Source organism: Mogibacterium diversum, assembly GCF_002998925.1.
Lineage (GTDB): Bacteria > Bacillota > Clostridia > Peptostreptococcales > Anaerovoracaceae > Mogibacterium > Mogibacterium diversum.
In genome coordinates, this window is sequence record NZ_CP027228.1 from 1,443,105 (window position 1) to 1,466,049 (window position 22,945).

Annotated in this window: 36 protein-coding genes; 2 read left to right on the forward strand and 34 right to left on the reverse strand. The window is 40.2% G+C overall.

Annotation, left to right across the window (positions count from 1 at the left end; translation table 11 throughout):
• Positions 1–115: 115 nt before the first annotated feature.
• From C5Q96_RS06925 to C5Q96_RS06995, 15 genes are all read right to left on the reverse strand, one after another.
• Positions 116–409: a hypothetical protein gene (locus C5Q96_RS06925; RefSeq protein ID WP_106057648.1), complete on the reverse strand. Its 294-nt coding sequence runs from the start codon at positions 407–409 to the stop codon at positions 116–118.
• A gap of 9 nt (positions 410–418) precedes the next feature.
• The gene (locus tag C5Q96_RS06930; RefSeq protein ID WP_106057649.1) at positions 419–727 is read right to left on the reverse strand and encodes a hypothetical protein; all 309 of its coding nucleotides are present in this window, start codon (positions 725–727) and stop codon (positions 419–421) included.
• Complete coding sequence (locus tag C5Q96_RS06935) at positions 727–2,034, reverse strand: hypothetical protein (RefSeq protein ID WP_106057650.1); 1,308 nt, start codon at positions 2,032–2,034, stop codon at positions 727–729. The genes C5Q96_RS06930 and C5Q96_RS06935 overlap by 1 nt, the downstream gene beginning before the upstream one ends.
• Positions 2,034–3,104, reverse strand: coding sequence for a hypothetical protein (locus tag C5Q96_RS06940; RefSeq protein ID WP_106057651.1), 1,071 nt, complete (start codon positions 3,102–3,104; stop codon positions 2,034–2,036). The genes C5Q96_RS06935 and C5Q96_RS06940 overlap by 1 nt, the downstream gene beginning before the upstream one ends.
• Positions 3,101–4,696 (reverse strand): hypothetical protein, encoded by a 1,596-nt coding sequence (locus tag C5Q96_RS06945; protein WP_106057652.1) that lies wholly within the window; start codon positions 4,694–4,696, stop codon positions 3,101–3,103. The genes C5Q96_RS06940 and C5Q96_RS06945 overlap by 4 nt, the downstream gene beginning before the upstream one ends.
• Positions 4,697–4,704: 8 nt before the next feature.
• Positions 4,705–5,070, reverse strand: a complete 366-nt coding sequence (locus C5Q96_RS06950) for a hypothetical protein (protein ID WP_106057653.1) — start codon at positions 5,068–5,070, stop codon at positions 4,705–4,707.
• Between the two features lie 2 nt (positions 5,071–5,072).
• Complete coding sequence (locus C5Q96_RS06955) at positions 5,073–6,827, reverse strand: fibronectin type III domain-containing protein (protein ID WP_106057654.1); 1,755 nt, start codon at positions 6,825–6,827, stop codon at positions 5,073–5,075.
• A gap of 8 nt (positions 6,828–6,835) precedes the next feature.
• Positions 6,836–7,741 carry a BppU family phage baseplate upper protein gene (locus C5Q96_RS06960; RefSeq protein WP_106057655.1) on the reverse strand — a complete coding sequence of 302 codons (906 nt, stop codon included), beginning with the start codon at positions 7,739–7,741 and terminating at the stop codon, positions 6,836–6,838.
• Positions 7,742–7,804: 63 nt separating this feature from the next.
• Positions 7,805–8,167: a hypothetical protein gene (locus tag C5Q96_RS06965; protein ID WP_106057656.1), complete on the reverse strand. Its 363-nt coding sequence runs from the start codon at positions 8,165–8,167 to the stop codon at positions 7,805–7,807.
• A gap of 59 nt (positions 8,168–8,226) precedes the next feature.
• Complete coding sequence (locus C5Q96_RS06970) at positions 8,227–9,201, reverse strand: N4-gp56 family major capsid protein (RefSeq protein ID WP_106057657.1); 975 nt, start codon at positions 9,199–9,201, stop codon at positions 8,227–8,229.
• Positions 9,202–9,220: 19 nt separating this feature from the next.
• Positions 9,221–10,132: a hypothetical protein gene (locus C5Q96_RS06975; RefSeq protein WP_106057658.1), complete on the reverse strand. Its 912-nt coding sequence runs from the start codon at positions 10,130–10,132 to the stop codon at positions 9,221–9,223.
• Between the two features lie 74 nt (positions 10,133–10,206).
• Complete coding sequence (locus C5Q96_RS06980; protein ID WP_106057659.1) at positions 10,207–10,521, reverse strand: ribosomal-processing cysteine protease Prp; 315 nt, start codon at positions 10,519–10,521, stop codon at positions 10,207–10,209.
• Positions 10,496–12,679: a portal protein gene (locus tag C5Q96_RS06985; RefSeq protein WP_106057660.1), complete on the reverse strand. Its 2,184-nt coding sequence runs from the start codon at positions 12,677–12,679 to the stop codon at positions 10,496–10,498. Before C5Q96_RS06985 ends, C5Q96_RS06980 begins: the two co-directional genes overlap by 26 nt.
• A 9-nt stretch (positions 12,680–12,688) precedes the next feature.
• Complete coding sequence (locus C5Q96_RS06990) at positions 12,689–14,140, reverse strand: phage terminase large subunit (RefSeq protein ID WP_106057661.1); 1,452 nt, start codon at positions 14,138–14,140, stop codon at positions 12,689–12,691.
• Positions 14,137–14,748, reverse strand: coding sequence for a hypothetical protein (locus C5Q96_RS06995; RefSeq protein ID WP_106057662.1), 612 nt, complete (start codon positions 14,746–14,748; stop codon positions 14,137–14,139). Before C5Q96_RS06995 ends, C5Q96_RS06990 begins: the two co-directional genes overlap by 4 nt.
• A gap of 143 nt (positions 14,749–14,891) precedes the next feature.
• On the opposite strand from C5Q96_RS06995, the gene C5Q96_RS08650 reads away from it, so the two are divergent.
• Both C5Q96_RS08650 and C5Q96_RS07000 read left to right on the forward strand, forming a co-directional pair.
• Positions 14,892–15,038, forward strand: a complete 147-nt coding sequence (locus tag C5Q96_RS08650; RefSeq protein WP_158696714.1) for a hypothetical protein — start codon at positions 14,892–14,894, stop codon at positions 15,036–15,038.
• Between the two features lie 73 nt (positions 15,039–15,111).
• Positions 15,112–15,441 (forward strand): hypothetical protein, encoded by a 330-nt coding sequence (locus C5Q96_RS07000; protein ID WP_106057663.1) that lies wholly within the window; start codon positions 15,112–15,114, stop codon positions 15,439–15,441.
• A gap of 120 nt (positions 15,442–15,561) precedes the next feature.
• Here C5Q96_RS07000 and C5Q96_RS07005 read toward each other — a convergent pair whose 3' ends face one another.
• The 19 genes from C5Q96_RS07005 to C5Q96_RS07070 all read right to left on the reverse strand — a co-directional run bounded on the left by C5Q96_RS07005 (position 15,562) and on the right by C5Q96_RS07070 (position 22,805).
• The gene (locus C5Q96_RS07005; RefSeq protein WP_106057664.1) at positions 15,562–16,083 is read right to left on the reverse strand and encodes a hypothetical protein; all 522 of its coding nucleotides are present in this window, start codon (positions 16,081–16,083) and stop codon (positions 15,562–15,564) included.
• Positions 16,083–16,871, reverse strand: coding sequence for a hypothetical protein (locus C5Q96_RS07010; protein WP_106057665.1), 789 nt, complete (start codon positions 16,869–16,871; stop codon positions 16,083–16,085). Before C5Q96_RS07010 ends, C5Q96_RS07005 begins: the two co-directional genes overlap by 1 nt.
• A 200-nt stretch (positions 16,872–17,071) precedes the next feature.
• Positions 17,072–17,239 carry a hypothetical protein gene (locus C5Q96_RS08655; protein WP_158696715.1) on the reverse strand — a complete coding sequence of 56 codons (168 nt, stop codon included), beginning with the start codon at positions 17,237–17,239 and terminating at the stop codon, positions 17,072–17,074.
• A gap of 145 nt (positions 17,240–17,384) precedes the next feature.
• On the reverse strand, positions 17,385–17,738 hold the full coding sequence (locus C5Q96_RS07015; protein WP_106057666.1) for a hypothetical protein: 354 nt from the start codon (positions 17,736–17,738) through the stop codon (positions 17,385–17,387).
• A 15-nt stretch (positions 17,739–17,753) separates the two neighbouring features.
• Positions 17,754–18,020, reverse strand: a complete 267-nt coding sequence (locus C5Q96_RS07020; RefSeq protein ID WP_106057667.1) for a DUF6275 family protein — start codon at positions 18,018–18,020, stop codon at positions 17,754–17,756.
• Between the two features lie 10 nt (positions 18,021–18,030).
• Entirely contained in the window at positions 18,031–18,798 is a 768-nt protein-coding gene (locus tag C5Q96_RS07025; RefSeq protein ID WP_106057668.1) for a DNA adenine methylase, read from the reverse strand.
• A 27-nt stretch (positions 18,799–18,825) separates the two neighbouring features.
• A complete protein-coding gene (locus tag C5Q96_RS07030) occupies positions 18,826–19,281 on the reverse strand; it encodes a hypothetical protein (protein WP_106057669.1) in 456 nt (151 codons plus the stop codon).
• Positions 19,282–19,293: 12 nt separating this feature from the next.
• The gene (locus C5Q96_RS07035; protein ID WP_106057670.1) at positions 19,294–19,500 is read right to left on the reverse strand and encodes a YdbC family protein; all 207 of its coding nucleotides are present in this window, start codon (positions 19,498–19,500) and stop codon (positions 19,294–19,296) included.
• Entirely contained in the window at positions 19,482–19,655 is a 174-nt protein-coding gene (locus C5Q96_RS08660; RefSeq protein ID WP_158696716.1) for a hypothetical protein, read from the reverse strand. The genes C5Q96_RS07035 and C5Q96_RS08660 overlap by 19 nt, the downstream gene beginning before the upstream one ends.
• 8 nt (positions 19,656–19,663) lie before the next feature.
• Complete coding sequence (locus tag C5Q96_RS07040; protein WP_106057671.1) at positions 19,664–20,059, reverse strand: hypothetical protein; 396 nt, start codon at positions 20,057–20,059, stop codon at positions 19,664–19,666.
• 10 nt (positions 20,060–20,069) lie between these two features.
• On the reverse strand, positions 20,070–20,261 hold the full coding sequence (locus C5Q96_RS07045) for a hypothetical protein (RefSeq protein WP_158696717.1): 192 nt from the start codon (positions 20,259–20,261) through the stop codon (positions 20,070–20,072).
• 176 nt (positions 20,262–20,437) lie between these two features.
• A complete protein-coding gene (locus tag C5Q96_RS07050; RefSeq protein WP_106057673.1) occupies positions 20,438–20,695 on the reverse strand; it encodes a hypothetical protein in 258 nt (85 codons plus the stop codon).
• A complete protein-coding gene (locus C5Q96_RS07055; RefSeq protein WP_106057674.1) occupies positions 20,692–21,060 on the reverse strand; it encodes a hypothetical protein in 369 nt (122 codons plus the stop codon). The genes C5Q96_RS07050 and C5Q96_RS07055 overlap by 4 nt, the downstream gene beginning before the upstream one ends.
• 12 nt (positions 21,061–21,072) lie before the next feature.
• Entirely contained in the window at positions 21,073–21,246 is a 174-nt protein-coding gene (locus tag C5Q96_RS08665) for a hypothetical protein (protein ID WP_158696718.1), read from the reverse strand.
• Positions 21,236–21,412 (reverse strand): hypothetical protein, encoded by a 177-nt coding sequence (locus C5Q96_RS08670; RefSeq protein WP_158696719.1) that lies wholly within the window; start codon positions 21,410–21,412, stop codon positions 21,236–21,238. Before C5Q96_RS08670 ends, C5Q96_RS08665 begins: the two co-directional genes overlap by 11 nt.
• A gap of 14 nt (positions 21,413–21,426) precedes the next feature.
• Positions 21,427–21,567: a hypothetical protein gene (locus C5Q96_RS08730; protein WP_170035504.1), complete on the reverse strand. Its 141-nt coding sequence runs from the start codon at positions 21,565–21,567 to the stop codon at positions 21,427–21,429.
• Complete coding sequence (locus C5Q96_RS07060; RefSeq protein ID WP_106057675.1) at positions 21,567–21,770, reverse strand: NUMOD1 domain-containing DNA-binding protein; 204 nt, start codon at positions 21,768–21,770, stop codon at positions 21,567–21,569. Before C5Q96_RS07060 ends, C5Q96_RS08730 begins: the two co-directional genes overlap by 1 nt.
• A 2-nt stretch (positions 21,771–21,772) precedes the next feature.
• Positions 21,773–22,303 carry a nucleoside triphosphate pyrophosphohydrolase family protein gene (locus tag C5Q96_RS07065; RefSeq protein WP_106057676.1) on the reverse strand — a complete coding sequence of 177 codons (531 nt, stop codon included), beginning with the start codon at positions 22,301–22,303 and terminating at the stop codon, positions 21,773–21,775.
• 199 nt (positions 22,304–22,502) lie between these two features.
• On the reverse strand, positions 22,503–22,805 hold the full coding sequence (locus C5Q96_RS07070) for a hypothetical protein (RefSeq protein ID WP_106057677.1): 303 nt from the start codon (positions 22,803–22,805) through the stop codon (positions 22,503–22,505).
• Positions 22,806–22,945 lie beyond the last annotated feature (140 nt).

Genomic DNA, 22,945 nt, shown 5'->3' on the forward strand with positions numbered 1-22,945 from the left:
TTACACTTGTATTTATGATTTTTCGCTCTCTTCATAATGCAGAAAACGCCACCAACTTAACAGTTGATGACGTTTCCAGTACATCCTACTACAACGTGGTAGTCGATTAACAAAATTATGATTCGTATATGAATAAATCACTTTGAGCTTGCCAGGACCCTCGCCTAACTTCATACACATGTCCTGCCACTACGGGCACTGTTATCGTACCGTAATGTTGATTGCGCTCTATAGTGTGCATTCCGATATATGCATCAATATTTTTGTCTTTGATGAAATTATATGCCGAGTCAGCTTGTGCTCGTCCAGTGCATACAAGCGTTCCATTCTGCGGCGCAGTCCACGTACCGCCTAGTGTAACGCGTTCTTGGGTTTTTGTTCTACCCCCCCCATGTACTATACCTATCATAACTTCCTCCTAGTAGTATAAAACATTTACTTCAAATTCTTGTTTCTGCAGCCCTGTTAATCTTCCATTTACTGCAATTTCAACACTTCTTTTTTTATCATCCCAAGAATAGCCGTAGAATACCGCAGTCCACACATCGTCTACTCCAGCTCTGTGTTTTGGATGAACTTGTGCAAGTATTACTTTGCTGTCCGGAGGCATTCCTAGTTCTGATTGTGGGACAGACCTCATTGCTACTCCGCCGTTTGTAGCCACAACCACATCTTTGGTTACGGTTTTTATTTCTTTCGTTGCTCCATGTACTGAACCTATGCTCATTAATTACCTCCTGCAGCGTCCTGCGCTTCTAAACTCATAGATTTTGTAAACTTGCAATTGATTCTGATATCTTCTTTAGGCTCTCTCGTTAGGTATACCTTAAGGTAGATATCGTTAGCTGATTGCTCGTACAGTCCCGACTCTGTGCTTGTCTCTAGTGCACATATAGGATATAGCTCTGGGCAAATCTTTTCAGGATATAGCTCTGGGAGCCATTTCTCATCTATTTGTTCTCCTACCGTATCTCTAGGTAGTGCTAGTTCAAATATGTATTTCGCTCCAGGGAATCTAGTTGAATCCATTAGCACAGAGTTTTTAGCAATTTCTATATCAATAATTACCACTCCGTTTCTATGCCCTCTAACAGGACCTCTGAACACTGTTTCTTTTTTGAATTCCGCACCTTTCGATACAACTAAATCTAAATCACATTCAAATGCATCTCTTTCGGATGGTTTGCCAAGCGCAAACCCCCTTCCGGTTGTTCTGAAATCAAACAGTTTGAAAGCAGATTGAAAAAACATGTGGCTCACTCCATCACCACCTAGTCCATCTGATGCATACAGTGCAAAACTGTGTGTATACGATTTATTAACTGCCACAGTTACATCATATGTTGATGTAACCCACCCAGATTCATCAGTATCTGTTTTGATTAGTTTTGTGGTGATGTTGGTCGGTTTGTAAGCTGATTCATTCGACCTTTTGATTTTGCCGGATAAGGTTATTTTATCTACTTTCTTTGCAGCGCCACTCACGTTTATAGGGAACCACCCAACTTGAACCTGTGCAGTTCGATAGCTTCCGCCTTTTTTCGCCGTTCCATCTGCATTTGACTCGTAAGGATTTTTAACTACCGTGATTCTTGGTTCGCCATAAAGTGCTAATTTTGTAATGCATTTACCACTTTCATTTAATGTATTCTTTTCGTTTGCAGCGCTGATGTATGCTATTAGCGGTTCATATTCATGATATGCTGGCGAAAAATAGTGAGTAGGCACTAGCACATCTGGGAGTTCAAATCTATAATTTAATTCATCTCCGCTTTCAGTTATAAAGTATGAATTTGGACTCTTTAATTCATTCACGTTTACTTTTTTGTTTTCACAAATAGTAACTGTTTTTAGCCTTACCTCTTCATCGTAGGTTGACGCATACAAATAGTAAGGCTTCATTTTATCTGTAAGCGTGCCATGAACCACTGGTGTTACCGTTGAGTATCCTGGTATAATGCATCCGTATCCCTCTTCAAGAGAGCTGTATTTTTTATCTACCGGGATGAATTCATATATGCATGTATTTGTCATTAATCTTCTACCTTTCCAAATGATAAACTGCCTGTTTCGGTATCAGGCATGAACGCAAATTTGCCAAGCTTTATACTGCTGAGGACCTCCGCATTTTGTATATACAGTTTGTTATCGCTCATATACGCAACTTCTATTCCTTCTTGCATGAACCTCAGTTTGTCATTATCTAGATTCATGGATATTCTGTTACCGCTTTTGCCTATAGATATTCCATTCTTATCTAGTCTTATAGTACTTATAATCTCGCTATACTTTTTATCCGAATCAAACTTTAGATCATTTATGTTTTTGAGAGCTTCGCTAAACTTAACATTTACAGCATTATCCGTTTGTGTTATTTGCGATTCAATATTAGCAATCTTGTCGTCCATATCGGCTGATGAGTAATATTCCGTCTTAATTTTCCTAGATATGCTGTCCGCTGCATCTGCAATTTCTTTTTTCGTCTGTCTGCTTAAGTCTTCAAGTTGCTTTAGTGTCTTTTGATGATTTTCTAAAGTCTTGATAAATGCATTTTTAGCTGCAGCATATGAGCTTGACACCTGAACATCCGAGTAGTAAAAGCTTCCGTCCGAGAAAACGCTTTGGTCCACATAGTATAGATTGTTTGTACTCCCTTCTATGTAGTTAGGTTCTGTTATAGTCCACGGGCTAGGTGGAACTTTAAGCGCTGGTTTCTCTGGGGTCTCTACCGCTAAATAATACCACCTAGTATAGGAGCTTACGCTTACGCCATTATCGCCTTTGACTTTCGTCCACTTATACGCTTTAGGATCTGCGCTAGCTACATCTTTAAAATCTGTGTAGATTCCTATATATGTTCTTCCGGTGCTATCCGTGGTGCTAAACCCCACTGTGCCATCTCCACTACTTGCATAAGCGATATGGACTCTAGGTGCTTCTTTATTCACCTTGCTTTCAGATGTTTCTTTTTTCTTGCTTGGTTCTTTTGATACGTTCATGATTTCCATAAGAACTTCATCTGCGAGTTTTCGCAAGTTTTCATCTATCGTCCTGAGTGCAAGGCTTTCATCTGACATATCTGTTCTATTTGGTACAGTTATCATGTTCTATCACTCCTACCTCTATAGTATCTTGTAAGTGATTCAATATCTGTTCTTCCCACTCCCTCAATTTTTATAGAGAGTTTCGCTTGCCTATTAGGGATAATTGGAACACTAAGCGTTTTCCCTCGCTCTGTTTCGCACTCGTATATTGGCTCCCATTCACCGTTACTACTTTGAGTACTTATCCTTAGTTGTGCTCCCGGCTGCATATCTAGTCTCATATTTATTTTCTTATAGGACTTCATATTCTCTACGAATTCATCGAACGGTCCGAATACAGCAAACCACTTAATATCATCTTCTGGGCGCTTTCCTGTAGTAGTCCAAATATTGCCATCTGCTATGTATATAAGCTCGTTATTCACATTAGCAAAGGCTGTTACTTTTGTTTCATCTTCCTTGTGCCATAGTCTGCGAAGTATATCGTAAGTAAAGATGTTATATTTGTTTTCGTTTTCATTTAGCATTGAAATATAATACTTCTTGCCATTGCTGCCACCGACAGCAGATTTAAAACGATAATCTCCGAACGCTTCGGATATCATTACCGGATATGTTCCGCCATCATAAGCCATTACGCCTGTTAATGAATGATAGTACAATACACCATTCACGATTACAGCCGATTTATCAGAGCCTTTTCTTATTCCGAAGCACTCAGTGCTGTATAGCTGATATTGGCTTGGCATGCTTCCGAACACTTTATGCATATGATGTTCTTTAAAAAAGATTAGGTGCGTAGGATATGCAGCACACCCTGTAAACTCACCATCTGAACCGACCTCTAGCGCGTATGAATCGTTTGCTAGCGACTGGAAGTAATTCCAGTTAAGTGGGTCTCCCAACTTACTAGCATAGATTGTGTTGTCCTCACTCCTACAGCCCCACAATCTATTATTGCTTTCCATGACGTAATCAAGGTCTGGAATCTCTCGTGCTAGTTTTACTTCCTCTTCAACATATGACTCCTGAGTCACATCATCGCTTGGCATTCTAAATGAATTCTCGTAAGTGGTAATTGTGCTACCTTCTATACTCTTAATCACGATTACCGTGTTATTGCCTGGTTGCTTTTTGCACCCTGATATTTCAATCGCATCACCAACAGAAAATTCAGATAGATCTGCGCCAACTAAATATATGCTGCCTGGCTTAATTGTTGCCGTGCCCTGCACTGATGCGTCCATGTGTTTTACAGTGTTATCTGTAATATCTAAATACACCTTGTCTGGCCATATGCAGATTTTGTTATTATGTGCAACCATAGTTTTAGGCATGATATTGTTTATTCGCTTTTGGTAATCCGTGCCACCTTTAGAATATTTGATAAACGTCCTTATCTCTCCGTCTACCTCGTATCTATCTATGATGTATGGCACATTGTTTTTTACGATGATATCTCTTGGATGTTGCACTGGCATATCTATGATATTCCTTGGTGCTCTTTGAGATAACACCGGGTACTTATCAGATGACAAGTTATACATATCTCGCATTTCGCCGTCATCTATTACAGCGTTTGCGTTATATCCTTTGAACTGCAACACCGACTGTTTGCCGTTTATTTTTGGCTGTATTTCCTTGAGTAGCATATTGCCTCCTAGAAGTAGTTTTTAATTCTTAAGTTCTTGTATCTGTTGCTTTTTGTGATGTAATAGTTACGTGCGTCTACTGCTCGGCTATTATATAAGCTCAGCCATGCATTAAATGAATCCCACTCTTCCATCGCTTGACAAGTCATAGCTGCCACATAGTACACATAAATTAAATCAAACGGCTTTTCTAGTAGCAGCTCTTCTGTTTGCGTGTCGCTAGTTACCTGCCTCTTCATGTCTTTTTCTTCGAGATTTAGCAGCTCTCTCTGAACTATATTTTCTATCTCGTTAACATACGCTATCTTTTCTTCGTCAGTGCACGTGTTCGGACAACGATCGTTAACCGTCTTAATTACTTCTGCTGTATTCATATTTAACCCTCATTTACCTTGTTTTTGAGCGATACCCAGTCAGTAGCTTTAATGTCTCCACCAGAAATTACGTTTAAAGCTAGTGTCCTTCTTAATTCATTATGCTTTTCAAGCGTGATAAGTTCGTCCTCTTCAATAAACATTAAGCTGCTACCAATTTTTTTATTGATAAAGCGTATAAGTCTGTTTACCTCAGTACTTGTTAAGTCGATTTCGTTTTGCGCATTAACAACGCTGTCATACTCGAAGCGATGATATGTATACACTGGTACCGCTAGAGAATAAGATATCTTTGTTGAATCTGTAGCATAGCCTTTTATCCTGATTAGGTATTCAGTATTACCGCTAGGCAGAGTTATTGTGAGCTTCGGTTTATACTTAGTTGTTATAAGCCTCGTCCACTCTCTTTCACCAATCTTATATTCAACATCGTAGCTCATTTCGTCTCTGTCATCATTTACAAGCCAATTGATAACAGCATCTTTAGTTCTGATAACAGATTCAATGCTTTTGATAACAGGAATTGCAACAAACCCCATTTCTCTTGTCTTAACAGTTTCAGCCCATGACTTTATAACCTGGGAATCTCTATAGATTTCAACTACGACTTCATAGTCAGTAAAAGCTTTGAGGTTCTTTAGGTTTACAAATGCGCTTTCATTTCCTGTTGTCACGCTCTCTTCTCTATATTCTGATTCCTGCGCAGCTTTGTACTTCGCTTTTATAGTGCGTTCCCACCCGGTATTCACCATGTGAGATACGTTTACCTGGATGCTACTATATGTATCTGATTCAGCTTTTATAACTGCGCTACTTGGTTTAAGTGAATCGGATACAACAGTCTCTTTTAAAACGTTGTCCTTGCGTTTAATAAGCGTTCTAACATCATATCTACAGCCTGTTGTGAGTTTTTCAAACTTTCTCGCCTTTGTGCTTACACCTGCAGGTAGTTCTTCTTCTCCCATGTACTGAAAATTTCCTGCACCTGCTGGTCTTATATACCACTCTAGCGTTCTAGTGTATGAAATGTTTGAATTAACCTCTTCAACCGCTATTAGTTCGCTTTCTGTAGTAGTTGTAGTCAGCTCTCCTTTTGCGGTAGGTAGTGCAATCACTGAGTCAAACGAAGTTATTTTGTAACCATCTACGAATTCCTCTACTGATATTTCATAGCTAGTGTTAGCTATAAGGTCATTAAATGCCCTGCTGCAATCTCTACTGCTGTTAGATACGGTTTTATTTCCAATATGTTTCCATGCCTCACCTTTTGCCTTATGCCAAAAACGGAGCTCTTTTTCATATCCTGTAGGTAGTCCGCTTATATTAACTATCATTCCGGATTCAGTAATATCTTTTAGTGTTAATAGTCCGGCTGTGCTTAATGGCGGTGCCGGTAAAGCTCCGCCGCTTTCCCACACTCTCTGTCCGTATCTAGGTTTGTTTGATGTTAGTACAATCTTGATATGGGCATTGCCAGAAACACGTTTAACAGCATAATACGGCGTCGAATTACTAATACCTGACCATCTTATAGGCTTATTCTGTTTTAACCTCGTAGTGCCCATATATTGTCCGTCTACGTACACCGCCATATCTAAATACCACCCATACCACGACTGCCTATAGTCTAAACCGTGGATATATGTGTTTATACGGTAATACATATATGCGCCATCACGATAATAATCTGTTGTGGCAGTAAGTCTGATTCTGGGTCCACTATGTATCACCCATTGATTAAATAGAGTTGTTGCCATATCATCACCTACTTATATACTGCAAAGCATTTAGCCTCACTCCATGCACCGCCAGCATAGTATTTAACCTTACCGCTTACGCTATCTAGCCAGAGCAAACTCTTATCTTCTGGTTCAGTTCCTGATATAGCAACTTCCGGCTTATTTAATACCTTAACTTCTGCACCGCCTATGTAAAGTAAGCCTTTTGACTTATCAAATCCTAGCTGTCCTTCTTCAATTCCATCTTTACCGTCCTTGATTGGATAGATACCCTTTAATCTAGTTTCAAGGCTAGATGCTGTTATAAGCGATGTAACATCGAAGTTACTGCCGGTTATCTCGTTAGCTATCTGCACAAATGCGCTATACAAGTCATCTAGATATCCTTGTTTTTCCTGGATGTTATCTAGAATCTTATTTGCCTGTGCGATGATACCTGCGGTTTCGCTTGCTCTTAACTTCTCTGCTCGTTCCCTTGCTTCTTCGGCCGCCTTGTATGTTGATACCTCTTTTACAAGCGCAAGAAGTACCGGATAATACTCTTCCTTTTCAATTTCAGTATTATCTATGTTTCCATCTGATACGTTATATGTGAATCTTGATGTAGTCATCTTCTTGCCGTTTGTGTATATGGAAATATCCACGAAGTACAAACCTACAAGTTTTGTGACTTCTGGAACCGGCTTATATGTTAGAAATCCTTGTGCTGCATCTTCGACTGTTAAGTGGTCTCCTATGCAATCAACAAAAGCTTTTCCGTCCGGACGGATAATTTCGATTGTTACAGCGGTATACTCCGAAAAGTCGAACGAGCTGCTGCCATTAAGCAGTTTGATATCATCTATTGCTGCATCGTCATCGAACTGTACCAGGCCATTAACAATAATGGACTTCACTTTGTTTACATCTACCGTTACGCTGATTCTTTTCATATTGTCTCCTTAATAAATTAAGCGAGAGCCTCAGCCCTCGCTTTACACAGCGTTATAGCTGCCTTATAGCCTATTCTCGAGTTCCTTGTACTGCTGCTGTGCCTCTTCTTCGTAGTCAGCGGCAAGTCCTGCCTGCTTCATCGAGTCCTCAATAACAAGCTGTACCTTTCTCGGTACCATAACCTTGACACCTCTCTTAATCTGATAGTTCTTGCCGTTAAGTGTAACTACTAGATCATCAGAGTATTTGTCTGAATCCTTGAACAGCATAATCTCAACAAGTTCTTCTAGGTAATCATCGCTTACCGGAGCAGTATTTTCAGTAACCTCTTCATCTGCAGTATTTTCTACTGCCTCAGTAGCCTCTTCATCTGTCATAGTTTCAACAGCTTCTAGCTCTTCATTTTTCTTTGCCATATTTGCCATAATTCTTTCTCCTTATATCAATATTGCTAGCCTGCAGAATTACAGGCTAGCTTTATGAATTAGTTTGGATCAGATTCCAGTGTTACGCAGTGCTCACATCTTACGATGTAAGGGCTAACTAGAAGCTCTGCAGTTTTTGCAGCCTTCCATCCAGCAGTTGCTCTCTGATTGAGTGGATCTGCCGTTCCTGCTGAACCCTTCTGCTTAACAATCATCTCGAGTCCGCCACCTTCAATCTCGGTAGTTCCGTATGCGTTAGCACCTAGGAATAGTGTTCCATAGATTCTAGCTCCGGATGTGCTCTTCTCGTTGAAGATTTTAGCCTCTGTAGACTCGATAAATCTTACTCCTGCAATCTTTCCAACCTCTCCCTCGAAGATCTGAGTTGAACCTGCATACTTCGATGCATCAATCCATGCCTCATCAGACTGTAGGTCGTACGAGGTATCAGGATTGATGATAGCAACGTAGTACTTGTCAATCTTTGGCGCGTTAGCATTCTTAAGAATTCTAGCAGCTCTCTTGACTGTATCTACTGTTAGTTTGTCATCCTTGGTTAGTGCCGCTCTTGCCGACTTGCCGCCTGCGTAAAGTACGTTGGTGCCTGAGTGCATAACCTCTCTTGTAACTGTATCAAGTGTTCTTCCTGCCTGGTCAGATAGTAGCTGCTGTGACTCTAGAAGGTTGTTATCTAGTGCCGTGAGAAGCAGCATGTCTGATAGAGTTACGTAATCGCCGTACTGCTTGATTGTTGCAGATACCTCTGTCATCTGGAGCTTTCTTCCGTCCGGTGTTACACCCTCTGTAAGTGGTGTTAGTGCCTTTGGAAACGGCTTGTACTGTCTGAATTTAATAACCTTACCGCCATTCTTTGGAATTGGTCTCTTCTGTGCAAACTGGTCGTGAATTAGCTGCGGACCTGTGAGCCTGATAAGATTTTTATCGTAGTACTCCTTCATATCCGGCGTCAGATTGCTATCTGTAGTGATATTTGTGTTTGGATTTCCGAAAAGGAAATAGTCTCTGATATTCATTTTTCCCCCTTTTCCTCAGTTAGAAGGTAACGGTTTCACCTCTAGCTACTCGCTTATTGATTCTATCCATATCTTCGTTACTGAGATTGCTAATGTTCTTCTTGACCTTTAGCGGAGCTTTAGACTGCATGCCGTTTTCGCGCGGCCTCAAGCCTCTTGCTCTCACCGTGTCAATAGTGTTCTTCCTGGTTTCCTTGGTAGCCATCTGAATAGCGCCAGAGATTAGCTCCTGTATATGTGCTGCTTCAAAAGCTTTTCTTACACTCATTCCAGATTCAAGGTAGCTCATGAATTCAGGATTCTCGCTAGCCTCTTTCTTAAGGTTGAAGTGTGGATACACATTTCTTAGTTCAGCGGATTCTGATTCCCACTGCTCATACAGTGCGTCTGCTTGCTCTTTAGCAGCTCTTTTTCTCTGTTCTGCTTCAAGCCTTCTGTTTTCCGCCTCGAGTTTCTTCTGGTATTTGTACTGCTCGACTGACAAGCCTTCTCTTTCTGCTCTTTCTTCTAGCAATTCGCCATCTTTTGCGATTGCTTCTTTGAGTCCGTTAAGATTACCAGGCTCGATATCGTACTTGTCATATAGTACAAATAGCGCATCTTCATATTCACCAAGTCGGCTTCTATCTGCTTCTGCGTTCTTAAATCTCTTTGAAAGCGTGTCCTTAACGCGCGCATCGTATAAGTCTTTATACTTTCCTTTGATTAGTTCTTCGAACTCTGCAGATAGGTCTTTGGGCTCATCGGCGTTTTCGCCCTCTGATGATTCATCGTCTGCTTCTTCGCTATCGTCATAGCTATCGTCAAACAAATCATCATCTTTCTTTTCTTCAAGGGCTGTGCCCTCTTCACCACTGGTAGCGACACCAGTATTACCGCTTGTTCCTTCGCCGCCCTCTCCATCGAAGAGGTAAAAATCTCTATATGTCATTGTTCCTCCTGCGGCTTACCCGCGAGCATTTATCTTTACGGATTTATGATATAAAAAAATTATTTATTATTCGACTACGGCATAATCACTTTGATGTTTTTGGGGTATCCCTCTTCAAGAATCGTTAACATTTTGCATGCAAATGTATATATGATTCTTGCGTATATCATTTCATTTACGTTGTCCGGATGCGATGTAAAGCTAATTACTACATCGCCTGGATTAATATCGATTGAGCTTTCTAATCTTTCGACCATATCCGACACTGTATGCACCAGCGTGCTTATTGCAAAGCACACGTGACTTTCGTCCGCGTGCTCTTTGATATCTAGCGCATACGTGATTTTGCCTTGTTCATCTCTCTTACTCGTCAGTTTTGCTGATGTCATGACCTTCTCCTACGCTTGCCTGGTTACTTGCTCTATCTCTGATGTTTGCCGCTCTAGTGTTTACCGGCCTATCTATACCGCGCCTAGCCTCATATGCGGCAGCGTTTAACTGCGGCGCTACTTCCATTCCTAGAGCCTGCTGTACCTGAGATGTGAATTCGCCTGCTCCAACTGTCTGGTCTAGCATTCCTGCCATCTGCATGGCGATGCCAGCTAACTGATTCAGTTTTTCATTTAGATTTCCGTTTTCTCCCACCTTCCTGCGGAGTTCTTCCACTCCTTCAAAGTCCATAGCGTCTAACAGCATTCCTGCTTGTACATAGTTGTTTGGATTGAATACCCCCATTCCGTACAGCTCTTTGACCGTCTCATTTTGCGATGCTCTATTAAACGCGTTCTTTTTGGCAGCGGAGATTTTAACATCGAATATAGGTTTCTTTACGATCTCTGGCTGTCCTGTAACGTCATCTATTGTTGTTTCCTTGAGCAGTGAATTTTCAAAACTAATGAATTCGTATGATCCGCCCTCTCCGTCAATTCTGAAACAACGAGGCTCATCATAGAACTGTCTGATTAATTCTATAATCTGCTTAACCAGCCTAACGTACGCTCTGTACGAGCCACCTATCATGTCACGAGATAGCTTTGAACCTGCCTCTTGCAGTGCTGCAATGGCGCTAGCCGCCGTTACACCTGCGGCCGTACTTCCCTGCGAGAAGTCGCGATTGCCCGAGGTTTCTTTTAGCTCTTCTTTTTTCATCTCGAGGTAATTCATAACAAGCGATGGTAGCGGCGTTGTTTGAAACTGTTTGATATTCCCTTCTTCAATTCTGCCGTTTACCTCAAAGAAGTCTTGTGAATAATCAGCTACTTGCTCTGGGTTTACTCCTGAATTCTTGTTAATAGCCCATCTTGGTTTGCCAACAAGAGCAGCATTCTTTGCGACAATCTGATCCATCTTGTTTATGACCATCTGAGGAGATTTCATAACATCGATATATCCGAAGCCTAGCATTTCAGATTCAACCGGGAATAGGTTATCCACAACGAACGGATATTCGCCTGAAATGTAATATCCGCTCTCTAGATACTCTTCGCAGTTTTCAGATGCAAAGAGTACGTGACCGTCTATAAATTTGCAGTAGTGTACTATCGTTCTACCCTCTACAGTCTGCTTGTAGTACCAGTCATATACGACTGTCCTGTTTGATGCTGAATCGTCACGCTCTGTATCATACTTCACGATTTCAGCACCTGCAGAATTTGATAGCACGCCTTCTAGGTCTGGATACATCCCTACAAGGATATCGTTATCCACGGCGTCTATTAGAAATATGTTTGGCGAATCCTGGATATATTTAATTCCTGGCTCCCATAATAGATTTAGAACATCTATTTGCTTTACGGCGATATCACCGGCGCCGTTATCTCTTGTGTTATCCCAGTACGTAGCATATACGCAGAACCCTTGTTTTAACTTATACCACCACGCATCACTATATATTTGCTGAAAGTCGCAGTTGTCTAGGATGCATGGCACAATCTTTGATAACGACAATGCAGAACCTTTGTCACTCTCTTCACGTGGAAGTAGGTTAGGCATAGGATAGTTATCCATAGCGTCAGCGTGTTTGTTGGCAAGCGAATTAAACATCCATGCACTTTCAGGCTTTGGATCGTTTTCTTTACCTTGTGCATCGCCTATAACTTCCCACTGTTTGAACTGCCACCACTTTTCATTCTCAACGATGCGTTTCTTGAACTTTTCAAGATTCTGCTTGTACTTTTCATACGTGTTCTTTGCCTCTCCTATAACCTCTTCATCAATGATTCCTTTTCGGCCATAGTTCGGGTCCCACTCTTTGCCTTCATCTTCGTTAAATGCTCCGTAATCCGTTTCCGGCTCTTCCTTCGCATCTAGTGATGTTGGTTCTGGTTCCTGCTCTATATAGTCTGGCTCTTCCTCTTCATCTTCGATAGGTTCTTCGGCTGCTTTCTTTGGGTTTATTCCTAGCCTCTTCATAAGCTGTTTATCTCCCTCGGCTTGCGCCGGATCTTCTTCGGGTTCATCATCCTCAATCGGTTCAGGATCTCTTAATGGTTTAGCCTTCTCAACTTCTTTAGCGTTTTGCTCTTTTAGTTTCTTCTTGTCTTTCATATTCGCTCCTTACATGTATTTGAAAAAGTCGTATCGTCCTAGCTGTGCAGGAATCATATTTAATGGGTCGTGTGTTCCGTCTGTTCCCTCGTATAGCTTTGCTCTGGCGTCTCGTCGCTCATTTATAGGTGATTCCATGCATACGTATCTCCATTCGTCGTATATATGGTCTTCCATTTCGGTATTGATATCCTCTACCTTGGTTTCACTGTAAATTAATTCTGGTACCGTTCTTATGAAGTCCTTGCAATTCGAAAAACAGTAGAACATTGGTATTCCGTTTTCGTCAAAAGCTAATCTATAATGGCACTGCATTTTACCGGGTATTCGTGTATGGTCTCCCTTCTCCCAGTACACACCAGCTTCCATGAAGGAATCGGCTATTGATTTACCGCCGTTTTCCTGGAATATCGCAGGATCTGCAACTGCTGCTATAGTTCTGCCTTTTAAATTCGGATCTGATTCCTCGATTTCCTTTATTGCTTTGGCAATCTTTTCAGTAGTCCATTTAACGCCGGTGTTTGGCTGGTCTGTACAGCCGTATAGTTCGTTGATTCTGTATAGCCTATTGTCGTTATCTACTGCGTACCAACCTACACTAAATGGCTTTGAGTATCCCCAGTCAAAACCTCTAAATATTCTCCATGTTTCAGGAATCTTGAACGGACTTATGACATGCGTCCACTTACGGTCTAAATAGTGCTCTATCTCGTCGCTCCATTCTGTGAATACCTGTCCGCTAAATGAATTCCAGTCTCCGTACAGCAGTGCTTTTTTGTCTGCCTCCGGGAGCATGGCTAGATTTGCGATGTAGTACGGATCGTTTTCTAGTAGCTTTTTATTATCAAAGACAGTTGATGGTACAAACATGCGGCTACGTACGCGCTCTATTAGCTCGCCTGTTGGGGTAACGATTTTATATACTCCCTTAATGCGAGTCATAGGCGGCGCAGGTGTTATAAATCTCTTTTTTACCCAGCCATGACCAACTCCCCCAGGGTTTGCGCTAGCTCTTATATACACCCTCGTTCCCGGTGCTGTCGGTCTATTACGTGACATTAGATACATGTACTGTGTACGCGTAAAATGCGTTAGCTCATCGAATGCGATAAAGTCATATGCCTTACCTTGATAGTTATATTTATCTGTTTCTCTTTGCAGATTTCCAAAATATATTTTTGCTCCACTTTCGAATTTCCAGACATATTTAGACTCGTTGAATTTTGCACTCGGAAAGGCTTTTGAATATAGGTTTATGGATCTATCCATAAGCTCCGAGAGCTGCGGAAATGTACGCCTTAAGATTAGTCCTTTATAACTTGATATATGCACTTGCCTTAGTGCCTCGCATAGTATAGCGTCACTCTTTCCGCCTCCAGCTGCACCGCCATATAATACTTCGTACTCTGGACGGCTCATAAATACTTTTTGACGTGGCTGCGGCTCCCATGCTATTTTCATTCTTCTACCTCCGCAACCTCTTCATCGCTCAAATTAACAAGTACGATACTTTCAGCCTCTTCAACGCTGATATTTTTGTTTTCTGCCTCGGCTTCAAGTAGCTTAACTTTTCTCTCTTCGAGTCTAATTCTTTTCTTCGCAAGCTTAAGATTTTCTTTTTCTTGGAACGTGAGGATAGTCTCCATTGACCGCCTCATTTTTTCAATCGCCTGCAGTGCATTAGCCGCATCTTTTACCTGCTTAAAATCTACTCTCTTATATTTCTTCTCAACGGTTTTCTTTGATACAGGAAAACCATCTGAATTGTATTCAGTTTCTTCAACCAGATATCTATTGAACTGCTTTGGATCTAAAAGAGCGTCGCTCATTATATTAGACAAGTTATGTACTATGCCTATTTCTTTAGACAAGTCTATAGATTCTAATTTAGATACGCGCTCTACAGCTTTTCCGACAGTATCTGATACATATTTCCTGCGCTTTTCTTTCCACTCGTGACGGCGTGCGTATTCTGAAACGGTGCGCGCCGATGTTTGGTATTTAGCAGCCAGTTTCGCATATGATGTATTCGTTGTTATGTATTCTACTTCGAGCTTGTTCCAATCCATGATTTCCTCCAGCTTTATTATGCCTATCGATATACGTTTTTTCGCCTGCTTCAAAATTTTTTAAAAAAGTTTTGAAAAGGTGTTGACAAGGTGTTAATGTGGTGATATACTTTAGACAAGCTAAAGGAAGAGGTGAGTAAAACGTGGATAAACGAACAGCACACATACACTTAAAAACTACCCCAAGAATTAAAGAAGCTGCCACAGAACTAGCAGCAAAGGAAGGTAGAACACTAAGCAATTTTATAGAATCTCTGTTGGTTGAGCAGATTCAAAAAAACAAAAAATAAAAAATCGAGCCGCTGCAACGGCTCGAAACACCCTAAAAATTACCACCCCTGATAATTAAAAGGAGCTATAATTATGTTAAACGAAACTACAAAGAAAATCAACTGCAAAGAATATTTGAACTCGCTAGATTGCTGGTACGGAATTAGACCAAATGGTGAAGAGTATTACACGGCTTACTGGTTCATGAAAGATTCTGACGGAGTGTCATCCGTTCCATATGCAGGAGATCTTGAAAACGGTGTGCGCATTGGAGCTTTTGAAACTAAAGAGAGCGCAATTGAAAAGATAAAGCTATCTGCTGCACCTGATAGGGCAATAGTATTATACGAGCGTGAGAGTTCGGAAGCTGGCAGTGATTTATACTTCTCATTCACACCACAGGAAATTATAAAGGCGGCTTAATAAAAACGAGGGGATCCCCCTCGTTTTTTCTTGCTTAAAAATAGCTCCAGCCTGTAGCGCCTATTTCTATACCTACTTGAGCATTTAACATTATAAATATAATACCATCCATTAATGCGTTCATTTCTTTTCCACCTTTCCGCTTTTTGCATCAAAAATTAATTCGCTATCTCTATACTTATCCACAAGCTCGCTAATGTTCGCCATACTGAGATTGTTCTCATGCATTAACGCTAGGATTGTTTTTTCATTGATTGCTACTTTTTTTCTATCTAGCATTAGCTGCCTAGTGAGTCTGTTTATATCTTTTGTTTTGATTTCGAGAGCACGCTCGTAATTTTCTTTGAGTTTCTTTTGGTTATTCTTTTCTCTAGCTAATCTCCACACGAGCGTTGATATTTGATTTCTCATTTCATCGCTATAAACTTCGTGCAATCTTAATTCTAAATCTGGGGAATCTTGGTAGATTTCGTAGCACTCAAAAAGTTTCTTGGCGTATCTACATTCAGTTCCCCCTTCTTCACATTTTTCAATCTGTTTTCGGTGTTTTTTCTTTGTGTCAAAAAAATGCATGCAACCTTCACACGTGATCGTGTTTTCTTTATGCGCCATAAAGAAGGGGCATTTAATGTAATAGCTCATCATTCCCTCCTCATTCTGATTAGCACGCTAAATCCGAGGCCGTCCCCTGGATCTTCTGAAAAGAATCCGACCTGCCTGCCGTCGTGTTCAACTATGCAATCTGTGAATACATATTTAGTTTTATTATTTTTATTTATTAACTTTGAAATAAATCTTCCGTCTCCGGGATCGTTTATGATTCTCTCTACTTGCCCCCTTGTAAATGTTCTATCCGAAACAATCGGTTCTGGTTTTTTTAAACCTAAAGAACCGCCCCAACATCTTTTGCTTTTTCCTTGTCTTGCCATATACAAGGCTTTTCCTGTAATTCCTGTTTCGCTAAATCTAAGTTTATCTGTATTGCAGTATCCGGCTTTCCACTTTTTTTCTAGAACATCTCTATCTGCCCCTTTAAAAATTATGTGGATGTGGCATCTTGCTTTTGAACCTGTATCATCTCCTTTGTGATTTGAAATTACATATACAAATTCAACATCTTCTTTTCCACGCTTTGCCATTTCGTATCTAACGCGGCGCGCGTAATTTCTAACGTCTCTTAATGCCTCATCTCTGTTAGCCGGAAGATGTGCATCATCGTATGTAGCGTCTACGCTGTAATCGCCTTCGCTAAAATTAAGATTGCACAATCTTGCAAAATATCTCTGTGCTCTTTTAGAGTTGAGATTTTTTTGTGCCGGTGTAGATTCTTTTACCTTCCTTGCTCTCTCATATTTTCTTTTTCTTGGCGATACATTAAATATTTCTATTTCTTGATAATTTCCGCAGTTATATTTTTTAGTTCTAATCATATCTATATTTTCGCTAACTTGTTAATACTCAATTGAACTTTTAAACCAGCTCGTGGCTGGTGGTTGTTTTCTCGTTTTTTATATTTTTCTTCCTATATATATGAGGCGGCGAATATGACTACTTAATTATGTTGTGCTCTTATATGTATATTTATTTTTTAGAAAGGATCTTTATGTTCGCCGCCGTCATAGCGATTTAGTTATATGTATATCCAATATAGGATCACTATGCATCCTGCAGAGATAAGTAAATCTGCTGCTAGATATAGTTTGTTTGCTTTTTCCATTTTGTTTAGCGCAGTGAATAACAATGCGTTAACGCCTGCTATAATTCCTAATATCCATAATGTAAGTATTAAGTCGATCATTGTTTACTCCTATATATATGAAGTAGCGGACGTTGGTTTGAGAGATTATCATTTTTACATCATTGTTTGCCTTATAAAAATAACTTATGGTGTCCGCTACTTACATAGCATATTATTTTTATGTTGTTTGTTTCGCTCTACTGCCCTAAATCATCATTTGGTTTGTTTGCTTTTTCACTCTCTTGATATCGATTTTGTCATTCTTCCTCGTTATCGTTATTTCGCTGTTTGCGATATTAACTTTCGATTTATCGATCACATTAGCTCTTACGAGCTCGCATGTTCTCTTCACAAGTTCAATACCGGAATTGCACAACGGTTGAAGTTGCATTTCCCTCGATTGCTCGCCACATAGCATCTCAACATTTGCGTTCATGAGCCTGTGCCACTTCTCTTCATTCTCGCAATCGCATCTTGCTGTTGCGATTTCATCCGCTTCCTCTTGTGTTTCTGCTGCAACTAAATGTAGTTGCCCACAATCTCTACAAAATCCTTCCATTTCGTACTCCTTTTACTACATTTCAATACAAACGTTCTGCCACTTTTTATAGGCGTCAAGATAGCACTCATTCTTATCTCCGTTATATGTAATTTCGTAATACATGCCGTCTGATACGTTGGTGCTAACTAAAGCCTTTGCGTTCTGCAAGGTTTTACAGAACCAAACAACAAATACATCATCTGTTGTGATTTTGCCGTTCTTGTCGGTTGATTCCACTCTGTCGTTGTAATAATTTCTTACAAATTCTTTGCACTTCTTTATAAATTTTCTTTCGTCCATTGTTCGCTCCTTAATAGTTCATGTATATAACTTCTGTCCGCTTTCTCGAACACTCTGCAGTTGTCGTTTTATATTCTTTTCGCCAATCAACGAGAGTGTTGTTGTAAATCTCGTTTTCATACGCAGAAATCATAATCTTACAGTCACTTTCTTTGGCAATTTTTAGCAGCTTCATGTGCTGCTCGTCTGTCATTTCGTGATTGTAAAGGTACTTCTTCCGCGTGTCCTGCAGATACGGTGGGTCAATATAGATAAATGTGTCTTTGCCATATAAGTCAGTTATAAGTTCGAGTGCATCCTTATTTTCAATCTGTGCATTTTTTAGCCTTTCGGCTGCAAGCTGTATCGTTTCTGGGAGCTTTGCCCACGCTTTTGCGGGGTTGGGGCTTGTAGTGCCTATACCTCGCCTGTAACCGTTCTTATACTTGTTGCCACATCCGAACCCCTGCCAGCACTTAACGGCAAATCTTCTTGCACGCTCGATAGATAACGCCTCTTCTTCGCTCTCTACATACACCATTGTGTATTCGGTACGCGAGTATGGCGTAGCATCTATCAATCTACAGAGTTCTTCAGAATTTTTTCTAACAACCTTAAAAAAGTTGTAAATATCATCGTCAATGTCATTCAAAATCTCGTTGTACGCAGGCTCTTTGTTTAGGAACACTGCACCACTTCCTAGAAATGGTTCGCAGTACACCTTGTGAGATGGTATGTGCTTTATTATCCACGGTGCTAATCGATTTTTAGCTCCTGGATACTTAAGTAGCGTTTTCATTTTGCATTTCTCCTTAGTTGTCAAAATTTACAGTTCGTACTTCCTAATTGGCATCCACGCCACAACGCCGTCTACACATTCGTCAGTTCCACCAAGATATACGCATCCGTTTTCATCTTTTTCGAAGTAATCCACCCATACATTGTCACCATCTGTAACAAGTACGTCCTCTTCATAACTTGGTAAATTTTCTAATATATAATCCCACCCGAGTTCTTTGTATTCTTCCTTTTCCTCGTCATTTAGTGGTCTTGTTATTATTTTTCGCCAAGGTTCAAGCTCTATTGGTTTTTCTGCAATTAGATTCTCGCAATCCTCTTTTAACCAGCGCTCTATTAGCGCTTCGCACATTTCTATATCATTAGCACAGGATTCACATTCTCTATCACAAACCGTAAATTCTGTTTCGCCATCGCTCACCTTGCGTAAAAACTCGGCAAGCTGATATGGTTCCATTTCTTGGATTAGTTCATAATTAGTCATCTGCATCTCCAATTAATAGTTCCCTATCATGAATTTTGCTAACTCCTGATATTCATCTTCTGTTAGCATTGCTCTTTTAAGTGGCGTTCCGTCTTTATCAAAGGTCCTTATTTCATATCCCGGTTCTTTTCCATACCAGGATATTTTTATAAGTTTCTTTTTTCTGCCCTTGCTATCTGTTGATAGAGTGGCTAGTTCTTCTATGATTTTGTAGTCCATTTGCTATTCCTTGTTAACTGTCTCTTTAATGCATCAGCGCACGCCTTACATAGAACGTGTACTTCTTGCTTTCCGTCTGAATTTTCCAGTATAAGTATTTCTCGCTTCTCTCTTGCGGTACCGCAACCGCAAAGCTCACAGTAATTTATATTCATTGCTTCTCCTATATGTAGTGCACATCAATTCCATACTGTCTAGCTGCTGTTTCTTCAATTCGGCAACCTCTAGCTACTAGCCAATCATGCGCGAATACCGCCATATCTGCAGTAGATAGTAGTTTTAATGATTCCGCCAGATAGTATAGTGATTCCGATTTCACGTTCTTATCTTTGATTTCTTTTTCAACCTTGTTTTTATCTAGTACCGAATCTATAAAGGTTGCCGCAGGATTAATTTCTCTCTTAATTCTTTCTTTAATCATTGTTCTTTCTGCAGCTATTTCTACATCCGTTTTGCCCGCCATTGGCTGCGAGATAAAAAATAGTTTAGGTAACTTTGTGTTTAATTTTTCTTCAATGTACGCATCCATTGTTATTTCGTCGTTTGTTTCGTAGCTCATGCTTATCTCCTTAAAACATTTCTGGTTCTTCGCCTTCCCTGGCGCGTAGTTTGTCGTATTCTTCTTCTCTAGCGTTTATCTCCGCTTTTAGGTTTTCGTTAACTTGTTCAATCATTCTTCTTGTTGTGGTGCTTACTTTTTTTATAATGTCTTTATTTTTTAAGATTCTTCTTTCGGCTTCCCTGTTTGCGTATACCAGCATTCGCATTTTTTCTCTTCCTGCTGGGTCGTAGGTGCAGCGCCAATCATTACAGTATTCGCATTCATTACAACATTTACCACAGATGGTCCCCTTAATTCGCCTGCACCAACGAAACGACCTGTTGTCATTTGGTGTTCCGTGTTCGTGTCCGCACCTGTCACACACACATCCTACGTTTACCATCTTTTGCGATCTACTTCCTCTAAGATTCCTGCTATTTCTTTTCTAACTTCCTCTAGCTCCTCATAAGTCATTCTGAGGTAGCCATTTGACGCACTCAAAATTAAGAATTCTTCCTTATTTGCTACATAGGCAATCCCTTTTTTCACAGACTCATACGTTAACGTGTCGTCTATTGAATCTGCCTTATGTAGTATTTGATTTACATTTAAATTTATACTTGGGATGGTTGTCGTTGATTTCCATCTATTCATAAATAGTTCCTTCCTATAAGGATCATCCAGTCATTACGAGCTTGTTCTGGCGTCATTCCCTCGTCTATCTTTTCTTCTTCGTATTTCTTTTGATAAAAGCGTCTTAGTTTGATGTTCTCTTCTTGTGCCCACTTGCTGCAGTTCATATGTAGCTCTTCGTGGTGCTCATGGCACACGTCCACTTGAAAGCCTAGATCTATACTTATTTGGCGATTAGACCCTCCGAAAACCTCATGCCTTTCAGCATAAGGTTTTCCACAATACGCGCAGAATCTACTTGCTTTATCCTTATATCCGTTTTGCTTCTTCTTTTTCTTCCTGGTCTGCGGCTTTGGATAGGCGCATGTTTTGTAATACTCCATCATTTGGCTAGTCTCCTAATCGAATGTAATTGTTTGCAATTCTTCATCGCTCCAAGGTTCTATATTTGACAACACACTTTTTTCTTCGCATACTTCTAGTCTAGGTTCTTCATAATCAGTGAACTCTCTAGTAATAGCTGATTCAGATACAATTCCTTTAAAATATTTTCTTCGTCTTTCAATATCCATGTCGCGCCTCTCTTTGTACAGTCACCTTGCCATCTATGCGTTTGAGATTTACATATCCATCTGATGTTGTTATTTTCGCTCCTGCAATCGTGCCGCTATCGACCATTTCATGCGCTAGCTTAATCACTTTGATAATGCAAGGTTCAATAGGTTTAGACTTATCCACGTTTAACCTCGCTTTTATCTGCACCCTAGCGCATATAGGAATATGTGCAGCGTAGGGAATAGCAGCGCTAGGCAGATAGTTCCGATTAGGTTTATTACCTGGAAGTTACCTTCCTCGTCCGAAAATACAGCTTTGAATAACTCTTTATTGCTCATTACATGCTCCTATTCTTGTAGATTTTGTCTGCTACATCCCCTGCAAAATATTTCTTGCTTCTTCCGTCCGGCAAGCACTCAACGCCGTTCATCAGGTCTCTTACACTTGCACGGCTAATTTTTAGATATCTTGATATATCTGATATAGTCGGAAAGCTACCATATTCTTTTTTAAGATCGTTTAATATTGCTTGCCTATCCATTTTTATTCCTCTTCGTGTTTGGATCTTTCTATGTCGAATCCATCTGGGTATCTTAGCTTTAGCTTTGCTAGGTTGAGTTTTGCAACTGATTCTAGCGGTACACCTGCGTTATATGCGGTGATGGATAAGTACCATAGGACATCTCCTAGTTCATCAATTAGTTCTCCCACATCTGCATCATGCCCTCTAAATGTAGCCTTATTGATTTTGCCGACCACTTCCCCGATCTCTTCGCACATTCCCATTACTGATTCGATTACGCCTACTTCTTTTCCTGTTCTCAGCGTTTCGTGCTGATAGTCATTTAGCGTCATTTTTTGTTCATAGTTAATCTTTGCAATTAAGAATCTCGGTAGTTCTTCTTCCGGGATATCCTGAATATCTACGCGCAGCGCCTTATCTCCGTATGATAAAAGCACTTCGTCCTTATCTGGTGTAACGATTATCATATCGAGGTCCTTGCATGCATTCATTGCGTGTAGGGTATCTCTTATTGCTGTACAGATAATTTGTCTTGTGGTGTTTGTATCCATTATGTTTTTCTCCTTCTACAGATAAACAGTTTTTCTGTAGCCTTGTCAGCGGTATGACAAGGCTATTTCTCCTTTGAAAATTTAACTATGTAGTCAACCCTTATCCCCATTTTTCTTAATTTCTTAATTTCCCTGAGTAATGGAAATAAGGATTTTCTCATTTCTTTTGTCATTTTTATTCACCTCTGTTGTTAGCTATTTATTTTAGCTTGGCTAATGATTCGACCAGCTGTGCAACTTCTCTTGTACACGCACCCTTTGATAGTTGAGCCTTAATTTCATCAGCTAGTAACTCTTGTATCTCAGTAATAATTTGAGCTTCTTTTAGTACATAATCTGGAAGAGTTATATTTTTTCCTACATATCCAGAACGCCTATTAGCCGTTACTTCTTCAATTCTTTTTTTGGCATTGTGTAATTCTTCTCTTGTGCGAGCTAGTTCGTTTCGAGTTTCTTCTAGCATTTTTTCTGTGGCTCTTAATTTGGTAATTGGTGATTCCATTTCGCTTTTCCTTTCTGATATAATTTCAGTGTAATTTTTGTTTTAAAAAGGGAGTTTTAACATGTACTTACTAATAGGTATTAGACGAACGATTCTGAATCGCTGCCGAAATAAAAACGCTCACAGTTACAATGACCTCA